Here is a 16,281-nt window from a genome sequence, read left to right as displayed (position 1 = left end):
CATTCCTCCCTGTGCAAGCCGGCGGCGCGTTGCCGCCGGCTTGCGGGTCATTCCGCCTTGATGCCGGCGGCCTTGATGATTTTTTCCCAACGGTCTTTTTCCGACCGGATGAAGCGGTCGAACTCTGCCGGGGTGCCGCCCAACGGAATGCCGCCCTGCTGCGCCAACTGCTTCCTGACCTCTTCATCGGCCAGGACCGCGTTGAGCTCCGTGTTCAGGCGCGCGACCACGGCCGGCGGCGTGCGCGCCGCGACCAGCACGCCCAACCAGGCGCCCACGTCGACATCGGGATAGCCCTGCTCGGCCAGGGTCGGCACTTCGGGCAGGATTTGGCTGCGCTCGCGGGTGGTGACCGCAAGCGCGCGCAGCCTGCCGGCCTTGACCAGCGGCGCCACGGTGATCACGTTCTCTACGGTGAAATCCACCTGCCCCGCCAACAGGTCATTGGTCGCCGGGGCGGCGCCTTTGTAGGGCACGGTGACCGCCGTGAAATCCAGCCGGCTCTTCAGCAACTCGCCGCCCAGGTGGCCGGACGTGCCGATCATGGAGACCGCCATGGAGAGGCTGCCCTGCTTCTTGCGGGCATAGTCGCGAAACTCCGCCAGCGTCTTGACCGGCGAGTTGGCGTTGACGACCAACGCGTTCGGCATGGTGATGATGCGGATCACCGGGGCGAAGTCGGACATCGCGTAGGGCAGCTTGCTGTACAGGGTGTAGTTGACCGCGTTGGGGCCGCTGCTGCCCATGACCATCGTGTAGCCGTCGGGCTCGGCGCGCAGCAGGCCTTGCATGCCCAGGATGCCGGCCGCGCCCGCCATGTTTTCCACCACCACCGGCTGCCCCAGCCGTTCGGACAATTTCTTCCCAATCACCCGGCTGGTGATGTCCAGGATCCCGCCCGGCGAACTGGGCGCGATCAGGCGCAGAGGTTTGTTCGGATAGCCATCCGCCGCGCGCGCCATCTGCGGCAGGGCCAATGAGGTCATCAGGCCGGCCAGCACTGCCAGCGCGACTCGCCTGCGTGTGTTCATGTATGTCTCCTGATAGTTTTGTGTTCCGCGGGCTTGTGGCGCCCGCTGTCTCGGATCCGATGAACGGATTCGTTACCGTCGCGTCAATCCACCTTCATGCCGGTGGCGTCGACCACGCCCTGCCACTTCTTCACTTCGGTCTTCAGAAAAGCGCGGGCCTCTTCAGGGCTGCCGGTCAAGGGCCGGGCGTAGATCCGGTCCATGAACTCCTGCACGTCGGGCTGCTTGTTGATGTCGGCAACGGCGTCGGCCAGCGTCTTCAGAACCGGCGCCGGCACCTTGGCGGGCGCCGCCATGAAGTACACCGCTTCGACGTCGTAGCCCTTGAGGCCGGCCTCCTCGATGGTGGGCAGATCCGGCATCGCCTTCATGCGATCGCGTCCGGTCACGGCCAGTGCCTTCAGCTTCTTGGCCTGCACCAGCGGGATCGCGGTGGAGACGCTGCCGAACATCATGTCGACCAAGCCCGACATCAGGTCCACTTCCGCCGGCGAAACCCCCTTGTAGGGCACGTGCGTCATGTCGACCTCGGCCATGACCTTGAACAGCTCGCCCGCCAGATGGATGGACGACCCCATGCCAGCCGAAGCGAAGGTCAGCTTGTTGCCCGGCGCGCGGGCCTTGCGGATCAGGTCGTCGACGCTCTGGATGCTGGAGCCGGGCGGCACCACCAGGATGTTGGGCGTGGACGCCACCATGCCGATGGGCATCAGGTCGCGCTCCCAGTCGTAGGGGTTGCGCTTCATGGCGGCGTTGGCCGCCACATAGTTGGCCGCCATCGCGATGGTGTAGCCATCGGCGGGCGCTTGCGTCAGCGCCTGGATCGCGATATTGCCGCCGGCTCCAGGGCGGTTTTCGACAATGAATGTCTGGTTGAAACGCTCGCCCAACTTCTTGGCGTACAGGCGGGCGAGCAGGTCGGTCGCGCCGCCCGGCGCGAAGCCCACGTACACCCGCACCGGCTTGTTCGGATACGCGTCGGACCCGCTGGCTGCACCCACGGCAGCCAGACTCAGTACCGCGGCCAACAATCCCTTCAACATTGTCATGAGTCGATCTCCTTCCATTTTTAGAGATAGGGGAATGTCGGGCCAACTAAATCCGACATGCCGAACAGTATAACGAGATGCCGATATAAATTGTCAATATTTCCGGTGTTGTGTATATTTCTTCGGAACCTCGGAATAAATTTAACCCCGCCCGGCCTTTTCCGAAATATCGGATTTCGGATCCATGTGCCAGGGCATCCACCAGTTACAGAAGGGGAATGGAGATGGACCTGCAACTCACCGGTAAAGTCGCTGTCATCACGGGATCGGGCCGCGGCATCGGCTACGCCTCGGCGCTGGCCCTGGCGCAGGAAGGCGCCCGGATTGTGATTACCGACATCAACCCGGAATCGGTGGAGCAGGCAGTTGGCAGCCTGAAGCAGGCCGGCCATGAGGCCATCGGCGCCGTGCTCGACGTCTGCGATCCCGAACAGGTCCAGACCATGGCCGAGCTGGCCGCGCACGCCTTCGGCGGCATCGACATCCTGGTCAACAACGCCGGCTTCACGCGCGACAAATACCTGCTCAAGATGCCGGTGGAAGACTGGGATTCGGTGGTGGATACCATCCTGAAGGGCGCCTACTACTGCACCAAGGCCGCCCTGCCCTCGATGATGGAAAGGAAATGGGGCCGCGTCATCAACATCGCCTCGCGCGCGCACTGGGGCAACCCCGGCCAGACCAACTACTCGGCCGCCAAGGCTGGCCTGATCGGCTTCACCCGCGCGCTGGCGTTGGAACAGGGCAAGTTCAACATCACCGCCAACGCCATCGCCCCTGGCTTGATCGAAACGCCGCTGGTGCGCGGCCTGTCCACCTATGAAACCCTGCGCGCCAACGCGCTGGCGCGCCAGCCGGTGCCGCGCCTGGGTGCGGTCGAAGACATCGCCAACGCCGTGGCCTTCCTGGCTTCTGAGCGGTCCTCCTTCATCACGGGCGAACTGCTGCACGTGACCGGCGGCCGCTACGCTTCGTAAAACGCCCCACCCGCGCCCCTACTCCGGAATCCGATCAGCCATGCAAAGCGCAAGCCCCGCCAACCCGCTCCCGCTGCCACCGCCGACATCCCTGCCCTCGTTGGAGGTCGGCCACCGCTTCGAGTCCGCCGGCCGCACCATTACTGAGAGCGACATCGTCAACTTCGCCTGTCTGTCCGGCGACTTCAACCGCCTGCACGTGGACCATGAGTACGCCAGGTCCACGCCCTTCGGCCAGCGCATCGCCCACGGCCTGCTGGTACTTTCCGTGCTATCCGGGCTGACCACCCAATCCAACGGCTACCGCCAGTTGGAGCCCTACGTGCTGGCGCTGATCGACATCAATTGCCGCTTTCCCAAACCCACCTTCATCGGCGACACCATCGTCGTGCGGGTGACGGTGACGGAAAAGACTGAGCAGTACCGGCCCGGCAAGGACAAGGTGGTGTTCCGGCGTGAAGCCGTCAACCAGCGCGGCGAGGTGGTGGTCCAGGCCGACTTCGCGATGGTGCTGCGGTCCATGGAGGGCTCGGCATGAAACCGTTCGCAGACCTGACCCGCTTCATCAATCCGCGCAACGTGGCCGTGGTGGGCGCCTCCGCCCGCGAATCCAGCCAAGGGCGCCGCCTGTACGACAATCTGGTGCTGCATTCGACGGTCCCGGGCGAGGTGTACGCGGTCAATCCGGCCTACCAGGAGATCGGCGGCCGGCCCTGCTGGCCGTCGATCAGCGCCTTGCCCGAGGCCGAAATCGACGTGGCCCTGATCATGATCAATGCCTCGCTGGTGCTGGATGCGTTGCGCCAATGCGCGGCGCGCGGCATTCCGTTCGCGGTCGTCATGACGTCCGGCTTCTCGGAAGCCGGCGAGGAAGGCCAGCGCCTGGAACGCGAGATCGCCCAGCTGTGCGAGTCCACCGGCCTGCACGTCTACGGACCGAACTGCCCTGGCTTTGTCAATGTGCGTGACCGCCTGGGCATGACCTTCTCGCCCGCCTTCAAGGACGATCTGAACACCGGTTCCATCGGCCTGGCCACCCAGGGCGGCGGACTGGGCCGCAACCTGCTGCAGGGCCTGTCCTATGGCCAGGGTGTGGGCCTGTGGTTTTCCGCCGGCAACGAGGTCGACCTGGAGATCCCGGACTTCATCGCCCACATGGCGAACGATCCGAAGATCAGCGTGATCGCCCTGCTGATGGAAGGCGTCAAGCACGGCAGGCGCCTGACCGCGGCGCTGGAGCTGGCGCGCGCCCGCAACAAGCCGGTGGTGGTGCTGAAGGTGGGCCGCTCCGAAGCCGGCGTGCGCGCCGCGCAATCGCACACGGCATCGGTGGCCGGCACGGCCGCCGTCAACAGCGCCGTGTTCCGGCAATTCGGCGCAATCGAAGTGGATGACCTGGACCAGCTGCTGGCAGTCTCGCGCCTGCTGACGCGCATCACCCGCAAAAGCGGCAACGGCCTGTGCATCTATACCTTTTCCGGGGGCACCGCCGCGCTGGCCGCCGACATTGCCGGCGCCGCCGGTCTGCCGATGGCAGTGTTCGCGCCCGAGACCAAGGCCGCCCTGCGCAAGCTGTTGCCGGATTTCGCCAGCATGGACAATCCGGTCGACACCACCGCCGACATCCTGCGCAACCCCCAAGCCTCGGCCGCGTGCCTGCGCGCGATTTGCGCCGACCCGGCGGTAGGCACGGTGCTGTTTCCCATTCCCATGGATTACGGCAGCATCACGGACGGCATGGCGCAGGCCATCGCCACGGTGGCGGCCGAAACCGAAACCCTGATCGTCCCGGTCTGGATGAGCCGGCGCCTGGGCGGCGGATTCCAGTTGCTGGAAACCGCCGGCCTGCTGCCCTTCCTGTCCTTGTCAGACGCAATCGCGGCCCTGTCCAAAGCCATACCGTGGCAGCGGCCGGAAGGCGGGACGGCTGCTGCGCCCAGGCACGCAGATGGCGCCGTCGTGCCGGCCCGCATGCTCAGCGAAGCCGCGGCCAAATCCTTACTGCGTGAAGCCGGCCTGCCGATTCCTGAAGGGCTGGTGGTCACCAGCGCCGAGCATGCGGCCCGCGAGGCCGAGCGCCTGGGCTTTCCCGTGGTGATGAAGGTAGTCAGCGCCCAAATCGCGCACAAGACGGAAGCGGGCGGCGTCAAGCTCGGCATCGCCAGCGCGGGCGCCGCGCGCGAGGCCTATGCGGCCATCCATGCGGCCGTCGCGCTCCATAGCCCTGGCGCCGTCATCGACGGCATCCTGGTGGAGCGCATGCTGCCGCCAGGCGGGCGCGAGGTACTGGTGGGCGTGCACAGCGATGCAGCCTTCGGCTTGGTGCTGACCTTCGGCCTGGGTGGCATCTTCGTCGAAACCATCCGCGACGTGGCCCACCGCATGCTGCCGCTGTCGCGCGACGATGCGCGCGCGCTGCTGCGCGAGATCCGTTACGCCGAAGTGCTGGACGGCGTGCGCGGCGAGGCGCCTGCCGATCTCGCCGCGCTGGAGGCGCTGATCTTGCGGGTCTCGGACTTCGCCTGGAGCCACCGCGACGCCTTGCAGGAAATAGAGCTCAACCCGGTCTGGGTCGGCGCCGAGGGGCAAGGCGTGATGCCGCTGGACGCGCTGATCGGCCTGCGGCCTGACGCCGATGCCGGCCTGGGGCAGCGCCTGCCATGACCGCCGCCGGATTTCTCTCTTCGACCATACCCGCCTAGGACCCGCATGGACTTCTCACTGGACTCCACCCAGATCGAATTGCGCGATTCGCTGCGTCGCTACCTGACGGCCGAAGTCGCCCCCATCGTCAACCGCTACGAGGCCGAAGCCCGCGTGGTGCCGCAGGAAATGGTCCGCGCGATGCGCGACTTCGGCCTCTTGGGCGGCATGCTGCAGGAAAAGGACGGTGGCTACGGCTTGCCGATGACGACCTACGGCATGCTGATCGCCGAGCTGGCGCGCGTCTGGCCTTCGCTGCGCAGCATCGTCAGCACCAGCAATCTCGCCGCCTCGGTGCTGAGCGACGGCGGCTCGCCCTATCTCAAGGAAAAGTACCTGCCGCGCGTCCTGTCGGGCGAGGCGATCGCCAGCTTCGCGCTCAGCGAACCGAACATCGGCTCGGACGCCGCCAACGTCGAAACCCGCGCCGTCGAAACCGCCAGCGGTTGGCGCGTCAATGGCCGCAAGCTCTACATCAGCCTGGGCACGGTTTGCGAGCTGGGAGTGGTGTTCGTGCAGACCCAGCGTCAAAGCGGCGAACGCGGCGTGTCCTGTCTGCTGTTCGAGCGCGCCATGCCGGGTTTCTCGTCCAGCCCCATCCACAAGATGGGCATGCTGAGCTGCCCGCTGGGCGAGTTGCTGTTCGAAGACGTGGAGATCCCCGCGGCCAACCTGATCGGCACCGAGGGCAAGGGTTTCGCGCTGGCCAAGAAATACCTCAACATCGGCCGCTGCGTGGTGGCGTTCTCGGCGCTGGGTATTGCGGAGGCGGCCTGTGAGGCAGCGGTAAAATACGCCGGCGACCGGGTTCAGTTCGGCCGGCCCATCGGCGGCTTCCAGTTGGTCCAGCATATGATCGCCGACATGATGACGCTGGTCGAAACCTCGCGCCTGCTGTGCTGGCGCGCCGCCGACGCGCTGGACCGCAACGCCGCCGACAGCCAGATGCTATGTTCGATGGCCAAGCGCCACGCCACCGACGCCGTGCTGCGCGTGGCGGAACTGTCCATGCAGGTGCATGGCGGCGCGGGCTACACCACGTTGTTTCCCGTCGAGCGTTACTACCGCGACGCCCGCCACCTGAGCATTGCCGAAGGCACCAACCAGATCCAGGCCCTGCTCATGGCGCAGAGCGTACTGGGCATTTCCGCGTTGAAATGACCGACTACGCAACCGCCCGGGCCGGTTCCCCACTCAATTCCGACATCCTATGCCGCAAATCCTCCCTACCGCACAGCGTGTACTACAAGTCTTCGAAGTCTATGCGCGGGAACGCCGTCCCCTGACGAACTCGGAAATGGCGCGCTTTCTCGATCTGGCCGACAGCAGCTGCTCGGACCTGCTCTACACGCTGCGTCAGGCGGGCTATCTGCTGCGCACGCCGAAATCGCGCTACTTCCACCCCACAGGCAGGCTGCTTGACGTGGCCCAAGGCATCTCGGCGGCCGACCCGCTGCAGTCCTTCGCTTCGGAAGCGCTGGAGATCCTGACGCGCCAATCCGGCGAATCATCGATGTGCGGCTTGCTCGACGGCAACAAGGTGAAGATCTACGCCAGCCAGGAAAGCCCGCGCGCCTTGCGCTATGTGGTGAAGCCCGGCACCACCTTCGATCTGCAGGTTGCAGCATTGGGCAAAGCCCTGCTGGGCGAGATGGACGCGGCGGAACGCAATGCGCTCATCGATACGCTGCCGTTTGAACACGTCACGGCCAGCAGCATCACCAACCCTGACACCTTGCGCGCGCAGATCGAATCGCAGTTGCCCAAGCACCACTTCAACAGCCGCGACGAAGGCAATGAAGGAGTATCGGCCGTCGGCATTGCGGGGCGCGTGGGCGGGCAGCTGACTGCCCTTTCCATCGTCGGTCCGACCCACCGCATGGACGCCAACATGGAGAAGTACGTCCAGATCATCCTGGACGCGCGCGCCGAATTCTTCGAATCCTGAGAACCCCGATTCATCATGGAGTAACGATAGACATGGCTGGTCCCCTGAGTGGATTTACGGTGGTGGAAATGGCCGGCATAGGGCCCGGCCCCTTCTGCGCCATGATGTTGGCGGACATGGGCGCGGACGTGATCCGCATCGACCGGCTGACGCCCGGGTTCCTGGGCGGAGGCGGCACCCTCATCGACCGGGGCCGCCGCACGATCGCGCTGGACCTCAAGAAGCCCGGGGCGACCGACATCGTGCTGCGGCTGCTGGACAAGGCAGACGCCTTGCTCGAAGGCTTCCGGCCGGGCGTCATGGAAAGGTTGGGCCTAGGGCCCGACGAGTGCCTGGCGCGCAACCCGCGGCTGGTGTACGGACGCATGACGGGCTGGGGCCAGGACGGCCCGCTGGCGCAGGCCGCCGGCCATGACTTGAACTACATCGCCATCAGCGGCGCGCTGCACGCCATGGGACATGCCGGGTTGCCGCCGACGCCGCCGCTGCACCTGGTCGGCGACATGGGCGGCGGCGCCATGATGCTGGCCTTCGGCGTGCTGTGCGGCCTGCTCGAGGTCGGCCGCACGGGCAAAGGCCAGGTGGTGGACGCTGCCATCTGCGACGGCGCCTCGCTGCTGGCCAGCGCCTATCACGGCAAGCTGCAAGACGGCAGTTGGGTCAACCAGCGCCAATCCAACATGCTGGACGGCGGCGCCCACTTCTACGGCTGCTATGCCTGCGCGGATGGCAAGTATGTTTCCATCGGCGCGATCGAACCGCAGTTCTATCGCCTATTGCTGGAACGCTGCGGCATCGACGACCCGGACTTCGAGCAGCAATGGGACCGCGCGCAATGGCCGCAGCTGCGCGCCAAGCTGGCGGGCATCATTGCTGGCAAGACCCGCGAGCATTGGTGCGCGCTGCTAGAAGGCACGGACGCCTGTTTCGCGCCGGTGCTGGACTTTGAAGAAGCGCCACTGCACCCACACCATCAGGCGCGCGGCAGCTTCATTGAAACCGGCGGCATCCTGCACCCAGCCCCAGCGCCGCGCCTTTCGCGTACGCCGGGACAGGCCGGCACGGTGCCCGCACCTGGCGCGCACACGCAAGAACTGCTGGCGCAATTGGGCCTGGCGCAAGCCGAGATCCAGGCCTTGCGCGAATGCGGCGCCATCGCCTGACGGCCCGCGACAGCTTGCGGCCAGGCCCGCATGGCGCGGCCCGGCCATCATGGAAGACATGGAGACCAATACGATGCAAGACAGCTCTAGCGAGTTCAAGACCCTGCTCTATGCGGTGGAAGGCGGCGTCGCCACCATCACCCTGAACCGTCCAGCGCAGCGCAATGCGCTGGACATGGTCATGCGCGAAGAGCTGGCCCATCTGGTGAGCCAGATCCGGCACGACCGCGGCGTGCGCGTCGTGATCCTGGCCGGCGCCGACGGGGCCTTCTGCTCGGGCGGCGACATCGCCACGATGGGCTCGGGCGGCTCCGCCGAAGAAGCGCACGAGCGCATGGCCGGCCTGCTGCAGACGATAGAAGGCCTGATCACGCTGGACCGGCCGGTGATCGCGGCGGTCGACGGCCCGGCCTACGGCGCCGGGCTGGGTCTTGCCCTGACCGCCGATCTGATCCTGGCGTCGCCGCGGGCGCGCTTCTGCCTATCCTTCCTGCGGCTGGGCGCCATCCCGGACTGTGCCACCATGTACACCCTGCCGCGCATGGTGGGCCTGCAGCGCGCCAAGGAACTGGCCTTCTCCACCCGCGAGTTCCAAGCCGAGGAAGCGAAGGAGATGGGCATCGTGTTTGAGATCCAGCCGCGGGAACGGATCCACGAACGAGCGCGGCAGATCGCCCTGTCCATGGCCGAACTGCCCATGGCGGCGCTGGCGATCACCAAGCGCGGCTTCAACGCTTCGCTCAACAGCGACCTGAGCGCCATGCTGGACCTGGAGGCTGCCGGCCAGGGCGTGGCCCGTTCCACCGAGTACCACCGCGAGGCGGCAGGCCGCTTTCTGGACAAGGTGGCGCAGCGCTTCCAATGGCCGGCAGCGGACGCCATCTAGGCATGGCCCATCTGATCGCTTTCTTCGAGCGCTGACGTCCCGGGAACGCCTAAAACACCGTGCTTCGCCAAACGGCACGACCGCCGTATGGCTCGTTTTACCCTCTTCGGCCTCAAAGACGCGTACCCGCGAAGACCGTCTGCCAGCTCAGGCGGTTGCGCCAATGCCGCGGGCACTCATCTTCGCCATCTTCGACTACAGAAATTCGACATGAGGCTCGGCGGCCGGCTTCGATAAATAGGGCCACCCCCCAAATATGTAACAGCCGCCCTTCCCCCCCTTGAACCCTGCAACATCATCCCTATAATTAGCACTCGACACCGGTGAGTGCTAACAGCCCTCCCGGGGCTAACCGATCATTCACTTTCATTCAAGTAAACAGGAGTTCCTCATGGCCTTGCGTCCCCTGGGCGATCGCGTGATCGTCAAACGCCTCGAAAACGAGCGCAAGACTGCCTCGGGCATCGTCATCCCCGACAGCGCCGCAGAAAAGCCTGATCAGGGCGAAGTCGTGGCCGTCGGCCCCGGCAAGAAGACCGAAGAAGGCAAGATTCTGCCGGTCGACCTGAAGGCTGGCGACAAGGTTCTGTTCGGCAAGTATGCCGGCCAGTCCGTGAAGGTTGATGGCGAAGAACTGCTCGTCATCCGCGAGGACGAAATCCTCGCCGTGGTTCTGTAAACCCCGCCTCAAACGAATTTTCGAAGGAAGCTAAGAAATGGCTGCCAAGCAAGTATTGTTCGGTGACGACGCCCGTGTGCGTATCGTCCGCGGCGTGAATGTTCTCGCCAACGCTGTTAAGACCACCCTGGGCCCCAAGGGTCGCAACGTCGTGCTGGAGCGCTCGTTCGGCGCCCCGACCGTGACCAAGGACGGCGTGTCCGTCGCCAAGGAAATCGAACTGAAGGACAAGTTCGAGAACATCGGCGCACAACTGGTCAAGGACGTTGCCTCCAAGACCTCCGACAACGCCGGTGACGGCACCACGACCGCCACCGTGCTGGCTCAAGCCATCGTCATGGAAGGCCTGAAGTACGTTGCCGCCGGTTTCAACCCGATCGACCTGAAGCGCGGCATCGACAAGGCTGTCGCCGCCGCCGTGGCTGAACTGAAGAAGCAATCCAAGCCGGTCACGACCAGCAAGGAAATCGCTCAAGTTGGTTCCATCTCGGCCAACAGCGATGCCTCCATCGGCCAGATCATCGCTGACGCGATGGACAAGGTTGGCAAGGAAGGCGTCATCACCGTCGAAGACGGCAAGTCGCTGGAAAACGAGCTGGACGTCGTCGAAGGCATGCAATTCGACCGCGGCTACCTGTCGCCCTACTTCATCAACAGCCCGGAAAAGCAAGTTGCCGTGCTGGAAGATCCGTTTGTCCTGATTTTCGACAAGAAGATCAGCAACATCCGTGACCTGCTGCCCGTGCTGGAGCAAGTTGCCAAGTCGAGCCGTCCGCTGCTGATCATCGCAGAAGACGTCGAAGGCGAAGCGCTGGCCACCCTGGTTGTGAACAACATCCGTGGCATCCTGAAGACCACCGCCGTCAAGGCGCCGGGCTTCGGCGACCGCCGCAAGGCCATGCTGGAAGACATCGCCATCCTGACGGGCGGCACGGTGATCTCCGAAGAAACCGGCATGTCGCTGGAAAAGGCCGGCCTGGCTGAATTGGGCCAAGCCAAGCGCATCGAAGTGGGCAAGGAAAACACGACGATCATCGACGGCGCTGGCGACAGCAAGTCGATCGAGGCTCGCGTCAAGCAAGTCCGTATCCAGATCGAAGAAGCCACGTCCGACTACGACCGTGAAAAGCTGCAAGAACGCGTGGCCAAGCTGGCCGGCGGCGTTGCCGTGATTCGCGTTGGCGCTGCCACCGAAGTCGAAATGAAGGAAAAGAAGGCTCGCGTCGAAGACGCCCTGCACGCTACCCGCGCCGCAGTGGAAGAAGGCGTTGTGGCTGGTGGCGGTGTTGCACTGCTGCGCGCCAAGCAAGCCATCGCTGACCTGAAGGGCGACACGCCTGACCAGAACGCCGGTATCAAGCTGATCCTGCGTGCTGTGGAAGAGCCGCTGCGCACCATCGTCACGAACGCCGGCGAAGAAGCCAGCGTCGTGGTCAGCAACGTGCTGCAAGGCAAGGGCAACTACGGCTACAACGCCGCAACCGGCGAGTACACCGACCTGGTTGAGCAAGGCGTTCTGGATCCCACCAAGGTGACCCGTACCGCCCTGCAAAACGCTGCCTCGGTTGCCAGCCTGCTGCTGACGGCTGAAGCCGCCGTGGTCGAACTGGCCGAAGACAAGCCCGCTGCCCCGGCCATGCCGGGTGGCATGGGCGGCATGGGCGGCATGGACTTCTAAATCCCGCTTTCCTTGCACGGCCTCCCCGGCGTCAAAGCCGGGGAATGCAGTATCTGAAAAACCCTCGGACCTTCGCCCCGGGGGTTTTTCTTTTTGTGGCCCCGCCCACGCGCACAGCATGGCGGGCGCATTCTTTGCCTGTTGTTTCCATGGCGCCCCAAGCCGCCCGGCAAGCACACGTTTGCGCACAAACTCACGGTTTCCCCGTGGCGCATGCGTCCCTACAATGAAGGCTCCTTCGCCCCCTGCCGCCCTGTCCTATGCGCCTTCCCCACAGCCTGCGAGCCTTGCGTCCGTCCGAGATCGGCGGGCTATTGATGGATTCCGCCAGCCAGTGGTCGGCCCACCGCGCGTCCAGCAAGGGCGCCGCGCTGGCGCTTTACATGGTGTTTTCACTTGCGCCGATGTTGATCCTGGTGATCGCCGTGGCGGGTGCGTTCTATGGCGAAGACGCGGTGCGGTCCGAGCTGTTCCTGCAAATGCGCGACCTGACCGGCGAGCGCGGCGCGGAAGTGATTCAGACGGTATTGGCCAGCGCCCATGAATCGGGGGGCGGGTGGATTGCCGCGCTGATCTCGATTTTTGTGTTGATCTTCAGCGCCACCACGGCGTTTGCCGAGCTGAAAGCCAGCCTGGACGATTTGTGGGACGTGTCCGCCAACCAGAAGGGCGGCATCCACGGCATGGTGCGCAGCCGCATGCTGTCGTTTGGCCTGGTGCTGGTGCTGGCGCTGTTCCTGCTGGTGTCGCTGACCGTGAACGCGGTGCTCGGCGCCGCGAGAAAATTGTATGGCGACATGTGGATGGCCTCTACCTTCGCGACGGTGTTGGACTGGGTGTCGACGCTGTTTTCTTTTTCAGTGGTGGTGGCGCTGTTCGCGGTGATCTTCAAGCTGCTGCCCAGCGCCAAGATTTCCTGGCCGGACGTGATACCCGGCGCCATCGTGACGGCCGCGCTGTTCCTGGTGGGCAAGTGGGGCATCGGCCTGTACCTGAGCCGGGGCGCCGCGGTGTCGGCCTATGGCGCGGCGGGTTCGCTGATTGCCCTGCTGCTGTGGATCTACTATTCGGCGCAGATCTTTTTCTTTGGCGCAGTGTTCACGCGGCAGTTCGCGCTACGCTTCGGCAAGGCGGCGAAGGCCGACGACACAGACGCGGCCGACGCAGCCGACAAGACAGACGCAGCGAACAAAGCGGACGCAGCCTCGCCGACGCCCCCCGGGCAGGCGTAGGCTAGATCCCGACTTCGCTGGTCAACATAACAGGACGATGGCTCGCGGCGCGCCGCCCGGGCGACCGCAAGCATGTCGAACTTCCGCATCACGCCCAACGCGCTCAGCCACAAACTGAAGCTGCATCAGCTACAGATTTTCGAGCGCGTACTGGCACGCCGATCGCTATCGCGCGCGGCCAGCGAACTGCACCTGACCCAACCCACCGTCACCAAGGCCATCCACGACCTGGAAGCCTTCTTCGGCGCGACCCTGTTTGAACGCTCTAACCGGGGCGTCACGCCTACCGAGCTTGCCCTGGTGTTGGGGCGGCGCGTGCACGCCATGCTGGCCGAAGTGCGCTACATGGCCGACGACATCGACGCGGTGTTGGGCGGCGCCAGCGGCCACGTGGTGGTGGGCACGCTGATTGCCGCGTCCGCCAAGCTGCTGCCCGAAGCCATCGCGCGCTTGATGACCGACCACCCCGGCATCCAGGTCACCGTGCGTGAAGGACCGTCCGCGCAACTGCTGCCCGCGCTGGCCACGGGCGACGTCGACATCGTTGTGGGCCGCTTGCCGGGCGCCGACATGGCGTCGATTTCCGGCGTGGCGGTGGACCACCACAAGCTTTACCGCGAAGCCCTGTGCCTGGTGGTGGGCGCCCAGCACCCCCTGGCCGCCGCGCAAGAGGTCGCGCTGGCGGACTTGGCCGACCACATCTGGATCTTGCCCGCGCCCACCTCGCCCTTGCGCGCGTCGGTGGAGCGCACCTTCTTTGACGCGGGCTTGCGCCTGCCCGCCCGCCACGTGGAATCGCTATCGCTGCTGACCAATATCGGCATCCTGATGCACAGCGACGCGCTGGCGCTGATTCCCTATGACGCGGCGGCGCAGTTCCTGTCCATGGGCTTGTTGGCGCGGCTGCCCACCACCGTGTTCGGGGACTTTGGCGACGTGGGCTATTCGGTCCGCGCCGATCACCCGATGACGCCCGCCTGCCAACGGCTGGTGGAATATCTGAAAGCCGTCGCGGCCCAGCGCGACTGAGCACGCTCGCGCCGCGCGACGATGCGGAAAAGCGCGCGGCGCAATGTTGCTGACACCGCGCGGCAGCCTGCCGCGTACCCCCTCTACGGGAAACCCCGCGATAGATAAGCCGCATACCCAAGCGCGCAATTTCTATTATTCCCCCGGCGCGCTCGCCGCCTAGACTGCATCAAACTCGCCTTCCGGAGATCTTCATGCCCGCCTACGGCCCGCCGTTGAATTTCCAGCGCTGGATCGACGACCACGCCCACCTGCTCAAGCCGCCGGTCGGCAACCAGCAGATCTGGCAAGACGCCGACTTCATCGTCACCGTGGTCGGTGGCCCGAACCATCGCACCGATTATCACGACGACCCGCTGGAAGAGTTCTTCTACCAGTTCCGGGGCAACGCCTGGTTGTCCTTGTGGGTGGACGGCAAACCCGAACGTGTCGACCTGAAGGAAGGCGACATCTTTCTCTTGCCGCCGCACGTGCGCCATTCGCCGCAACGCCCCGAAGCCGACAGCGCCTGTCTGGTCATCGAGCGCCAACGCCCCGTGGGCCTGCTCGATGGCTTTGAATGGTATTGCCCCCACTGCGGCCACCTGGTGCATCGCGTGGAAGTGCAATTGAAAAGCATCGTGACCGACTTGCCGCCGCTGTTCCAGGCGTTCTACGACAGCCCTGACAAGCGCACCTGCCCCGGCTGCGGCCAGATGCACCCTGGCAAAGGCCACGCGCCGACGCAGCAGCCGACCCAGCAGACGGCACAGCAAACGACCCAGCAGGCCACATAGCCAGCCACTGCGCCAGCCGCGCAGCAAGCCACATAGCAGGCCAAAACCACCTGGCGCCCTCTCTATTGCAAAGCCCACCCCATGATTCAGAAAATCGACATGCACGCCCACTTCTTTCCGCCGATCACACGGCAGGAAGCGGCGGCGCTTGACCCGGTCAACGCGCCCTGGCTGCGCCCGGACGCCGACGGCACCACGGGCCAGATCATGGCGGGCGACCGCGAGTTCCGCCCGGTGGACGCCACCTTGTGGGACCCGGCGCTGCGCATTGCGCAGATGGACCGCCACGGCGTGGACGTGCAGATCCTGTGCGCGACGCCCATCATGTTCGGCTACACCTACCCTGGCCAGGCCGCCGCCGATTGGGCCGCCCGCATGAATGACCTGGCCCTGGAGCACTGCGCCCACGCCCCCTCGCGCCTGAAGGCATTGGCGCAAGTGCCGCTGCAAGACCTGGACCTGGCGTGCAAGGAAGCCTCGCGCGCACGCGCCGCCGGCCATCTGGGCGTGCAGATCGGCAACCACGTCGGCCCCCGCGACCTGGACGACGAATTGCTGGTGCAGTTTCTGATTCACTGCGCCAATAACGACATCCCCGTGCTGGTGCATCCCTGGGACATGATGACCGACGGCCGCATGAAGAAATGGATGCTGCCGTGGCTGGTGGCCATGCCCGCTGAAACGCAACTGGGGATTCTGTCGCTGATCCTGTCGGGCGCGTTTGAACGCATTCCCCGCAGCCTGAAGCTGTGCTTCGCGCATGGCGGCGGCAGCTTTGCCTACCTGCTGGGGCGCGTGGACAACGCCTGGCGCCATCGCGACATCATCCGCCAGGACTGTCCGCAATTGCCCTCGTCGTACACCGACCGCTTCTACACGGACAGCGCCGTGTTCGACGCGCGCTCGCTGCGCCTGTTGATCGACGTCATGGGTGAAGACCGCGTGCTGCTGGGGTCCGACTACCCCTATCCGCTGGGCGAGCAGGAGGTGGGCCGCCTGGTGGCGCACGCCGAGCTGGTGCCGGATGTGCAGCAAAAGATTCTGTTCCGCAACACGATGACGTTCTTTGGCCTGACGCCGTAGTTCATCAGGCCGTAGTGCAACGCCCCGCACTTAGGCTGCCGCACTTA

15 protein-coding genes are annotated in these 16,281 nt (G+C 65.2%); 13 read left to right on the top strand and 2 right to left on the bottom strand.

Going from position 1 to position 16,281, the window contains the following annotated elements; genetic code table 11:
* Positions 1-47 precede the first annotated feature (47 nt).
* Together CVS48_RS11210 and CVS48_RS11205 are read right to left on the bottom strand one after the other, a co-directional pair.
* Positions 48-1,031, bottom strand: a complete 984-nt coding sequence (locus CVS48_RS11210) for a Bug family tripartite tricarboxylate transporter substrate binding protein (protein WP_100854514.1) — start codon at positions 1,029-1,031, stop codon at positions 48-50.
* An 83-nt stretch (positions 1,032-1,114) separates the two neighbouring features.
* Positions 1,115-2,080 (bottom strand): tripartite tricarboxylate transporter substrate binding protein, encoded by a 966-nt coding sequence (locus tag CVS48_RS11205; RefSeq protein WP_100854513.1) that lies wholly within the window; start codon positions 2,078-2,080, stop codon positions 1,115-1,117.
* A 224-nt stretch (positions 2,081-2,304) separates the two neighbouring features.
* On the opposite strand from CVS48_RS11205, the gene CVS48_RS11200 reads away from it, so the two are divergent.
* From CVS48_RS11200 to CVS48_RS11140, 13 genes are all read left to right on the top strand, one after another.
* On the top strand, positions 2,305-3,057 hold the full coding sequence (locus CVS48_RS11200) for a beta-ketoacyl-ACP reductase (protein ID WP_061306426.1): 753 nt from the start codon (positions 2,305-2,307) through the stop codon (positions 3,055-3,057).
* A gap of 40 nt (positions 3,058-3,097) precedes the next feature.
* Complete coding sequence (locus CVS48_RS11195; protein ID WP_100854512.1) at positions 3,098-3,595, top strand: MaoC/PaaZ C-terminal domain-containing protein; 498 nt, start codon at positions 3,098-3,100, stop codon at positions 3,593-3,595.
* Entirely contained in the window at positions 3,592-5,721 is a 2,130-nt protein-coding gene (locus tag CVS48_RS11190) for an acetate--CoA ligase family protein (RefSeq protein ID WP_100854511.1), read from the top strand. The genes CVS48_RS11195 and CVS48_RS11190 overlap by 4 nt, the downstream gene beginning before the upstream one ends.
* Positions 5,722-5,766: 45 nt before the next feature.
* Positions 5,767-6,921: an acyl-CoA dehydrogenase family protein gene (locus CVS48_RS11185; RefSeq protein WP_100854510.1), complete on the top strand. Its 1,155-nt coding sequence runs from the start codon at positions 5,767-5,769 to the stop codon at positions 6,919-6,921.
* 49 nt (positions 6,922-6,970) lie between these two features.
* Complete coding sequence (locus CVS48_RS11180) at positions 6,971-7,708, top strand: IclR family transcriptional regulator (protein ID WP_100854509.1); 738 nt, start codon at positions 6,971-6,973, stop codon at positions 7,706-7,708.
* A gap of 32 nt (positions 7,709-7,740) precedes the next feature.
* Positions 7,741-8,871 (top strand): CaiB/BaiF CoA transferase family protein, encoded by a 1,131-nt coding sequence (locus CVS48_RS11175; protein ID WP_100854508.1) that lies wholly within the window; start codon positions 7,741-7,743, stop codon positions 8,869-8,871.
* 58 nt (positions 8,872-8,929) lie between these two features.
* Complete coding sequence (locus tag CVS48_RS11170; RefSeq protein ID WP_100857600.1) at positions 8,930-9,757, top strand: enoyl-CoA hydratase/isomerase family protein; 828 nt, start codon at positions 8,930-8,932, stop codon at positions 9,755-9,757.
* A 391-nt stretch (positions 9,758-10,148) separates the two neighbouring features.
* Positions 10,149-10,436 carry a co-chaperone GroES gene (gene groES / locus CVS48_RS11165; protein ID WP_054423089.1) on the top strand — a complete coding sequence of 96 codons (288 nt, stop codon included), beginning with the start codon at positions 10,149-10,151 and terminating at the stop codon, positions 10,434-10,436.
* Positions 10,437-10,473: 37 nt separating this feature from the next.
* Positions 10,474-12,114 carry a chaperonin GroEL gene (gene groL / locus CVS48_RS11160; RefSeq protein WP_054423092.1) on the top strand — a complete coding sequence of 547 codons (1,641 nt, stop codon included), beginning with the start codon at positions 10,474-10,476 and terminating at the stop codon, positions 12,112-12,114.
* Between the two features lie 260 nt (positions 12,115-12,374).
* Positions 12,375-13,346 (top strand): YihY/virulence factor BrkB family protein, encoded by a 972-nt coding sequence (locus tag CVS48_RS11155; protein ID WP_100854507.1) that lies wholly within the window; start codon positions 12,375-12,377, stop codon positions 13,344-13,346.
* 72 nt (positions 13,347-13,418) lie between these two features.
* Positions 13,419-14,375: a LysR substrate-binding domain-containing protein gene (locus tag CVS48_RS11150; RefSeq protein ID WP_100854506.1), complete on the top strand. Its 957-nt coding sequence runs from the start codon at positions 13,419-13,421 to the stop codon at positions 14,373-14,375.
* 194 nt (positions 14,376-14,569) lie between these two features.
* Positions 14,570-15,151 (top strand): 3-hydroxyanthranilate 3,4-dioxygenase, encoded by a 582-nt coding sequence (locus CVS48_RS11145; RefSeq protein WP_100854505.1) that lies wholly within the window; start codon positions 14,570-14,572, stop codon positions 15,149-15,151.
* An 81-nt stretch (positions 15,152-15,232) separates the two neighbouring features.
* Positions 15,233-16,234, top strand: a complete 1,002-nt coding sequence (locus CVS48_RS11140; RefSeq protein ID WP_100854504.1) for an amidohydrolase family protein — start codon at positions 15,233-15,235, stop codon at positions 16,232-16,234.
* The last annotated feature ends 47 nt before the right edge of the window (positions 16,235-16,281 follow it).

The organism is Achromobacter spanius (assembly GCF_002812705.1).
GTDB classification, from domain to species: Bacteria; Pseudomonadota; Gammaproteobacteria; order Burkholderiales; family Burkholderiaceae_B; genus Achromobacter; species Achromobacter spanius.
Note: the sequence above shows the minus strand (reverse complement) of the source record. Positions and strands in the feature narration are given on the sequence as shown.

Bases quoted from the DNA above. Each gene is read 5' to 3' on its own strand.
- CVS48_RS11210 (WP_100854514.1), bottom strand. From the start codon at position 1,031: ATGAACACACGCAGGCGAGTCGCGCTGGCAGTGCTGGCCGGCCTGATG.
- CVS48_RS11205 (WP_100854513.1), bottom strand. From the start codon at position 2,080: ATGACAATGTTGAAGGGATTGTTGGCCGCGGTACTGAGTCTGGCTGCC.
- CVS48_RS11200 (WP_061306426.1), top strand. From the start codon at position 2,305: ATGGACCTGCAACTCACCGGTAAAGTCGCTGTCATCACGGGATCGGGC.
- CVS48_RS11195 (WP_100854512.1), top strand. From the start codon at position 3,098: ATGCAAAGCGCAAGCCCCGCCAACCCGCTCCCGCTGCCACCGCCGACA.
- CVS48_RS11190 (WP_100854511.1), top strand. From the start codon at position 3,592: ATGAAACCGTTCGCAGACCTGACCCGCTTCATCAATCCGCGCAACGTG.
- CVS48_RS11185 (WP_100854510.1), top strand. From the start codon at position 5,767: ATGGACTTCTCACTGGACTCCACCCAGATCGAATTGCGCGATTCGCTG.
- CVS48_RS11180 (WP_100854509.1), top strand. From the start codon at position 6,971: ATGCCGCAAATCCTCCCTACCGCACAGCGTGTACTACAAGTCTTCGAA.
- CVS48_RS11175 (WP_100854508.1), top strand. From the start codon at position 7,741: ATGGCTGGTCCCCTGAGTGGATTTACGGTGGTGGAAATGGCCGGCATA.
- CVS48_RS11170 (WP_100857600.1), top strand. From the start codon at position 8,930: ATGGAGACCAATACGATGCAAGACAGCTCTAGCGAGTTCAAGACCCTG.
- groES (WP_054423089.1), top strand. From the start codon at position 10,149: ATGGCCTTGCGTCCCCTGGGCGATCGCGTGATCGTCAAACGCCTCGAA.
- groL (WP_054423092.1), top strand. From the start codon at position 10,474: ATGGCTGCCAAGCAAGTATTGTTCGGTGACGACGCCCGTGTGCGTATC.
- CVS48_RS11155 (WP_100854507.1), top strand. From the start codon at position 12,375: ATGCGCCTTCCCCACAGCCTGCGAGCCTTGCGTCCGTCCGAGATCGGC.
- CVS48_RS11150 (WP_100854506.1), top strand. From the start codon at position 13,419: ATGTCGAACTTCCGCATCACGCCCAACGCGCTCAGCCACAAACTGAAG.
- CVS48_RS11145 (WP_100854505.1), top strand. From the start codon at position 14,570: ATGCCCGCCTACGGCCCGCCGTTGAATTTCCAGCGCTGGATCGACGAC.
- CVS48_RS11140 (WP_100854504.1), top strand. From the start codon at position 15,233: ATGATTCAGAAAATCGACATGCACGCCCACTTCTTTCCGCCGATCACA.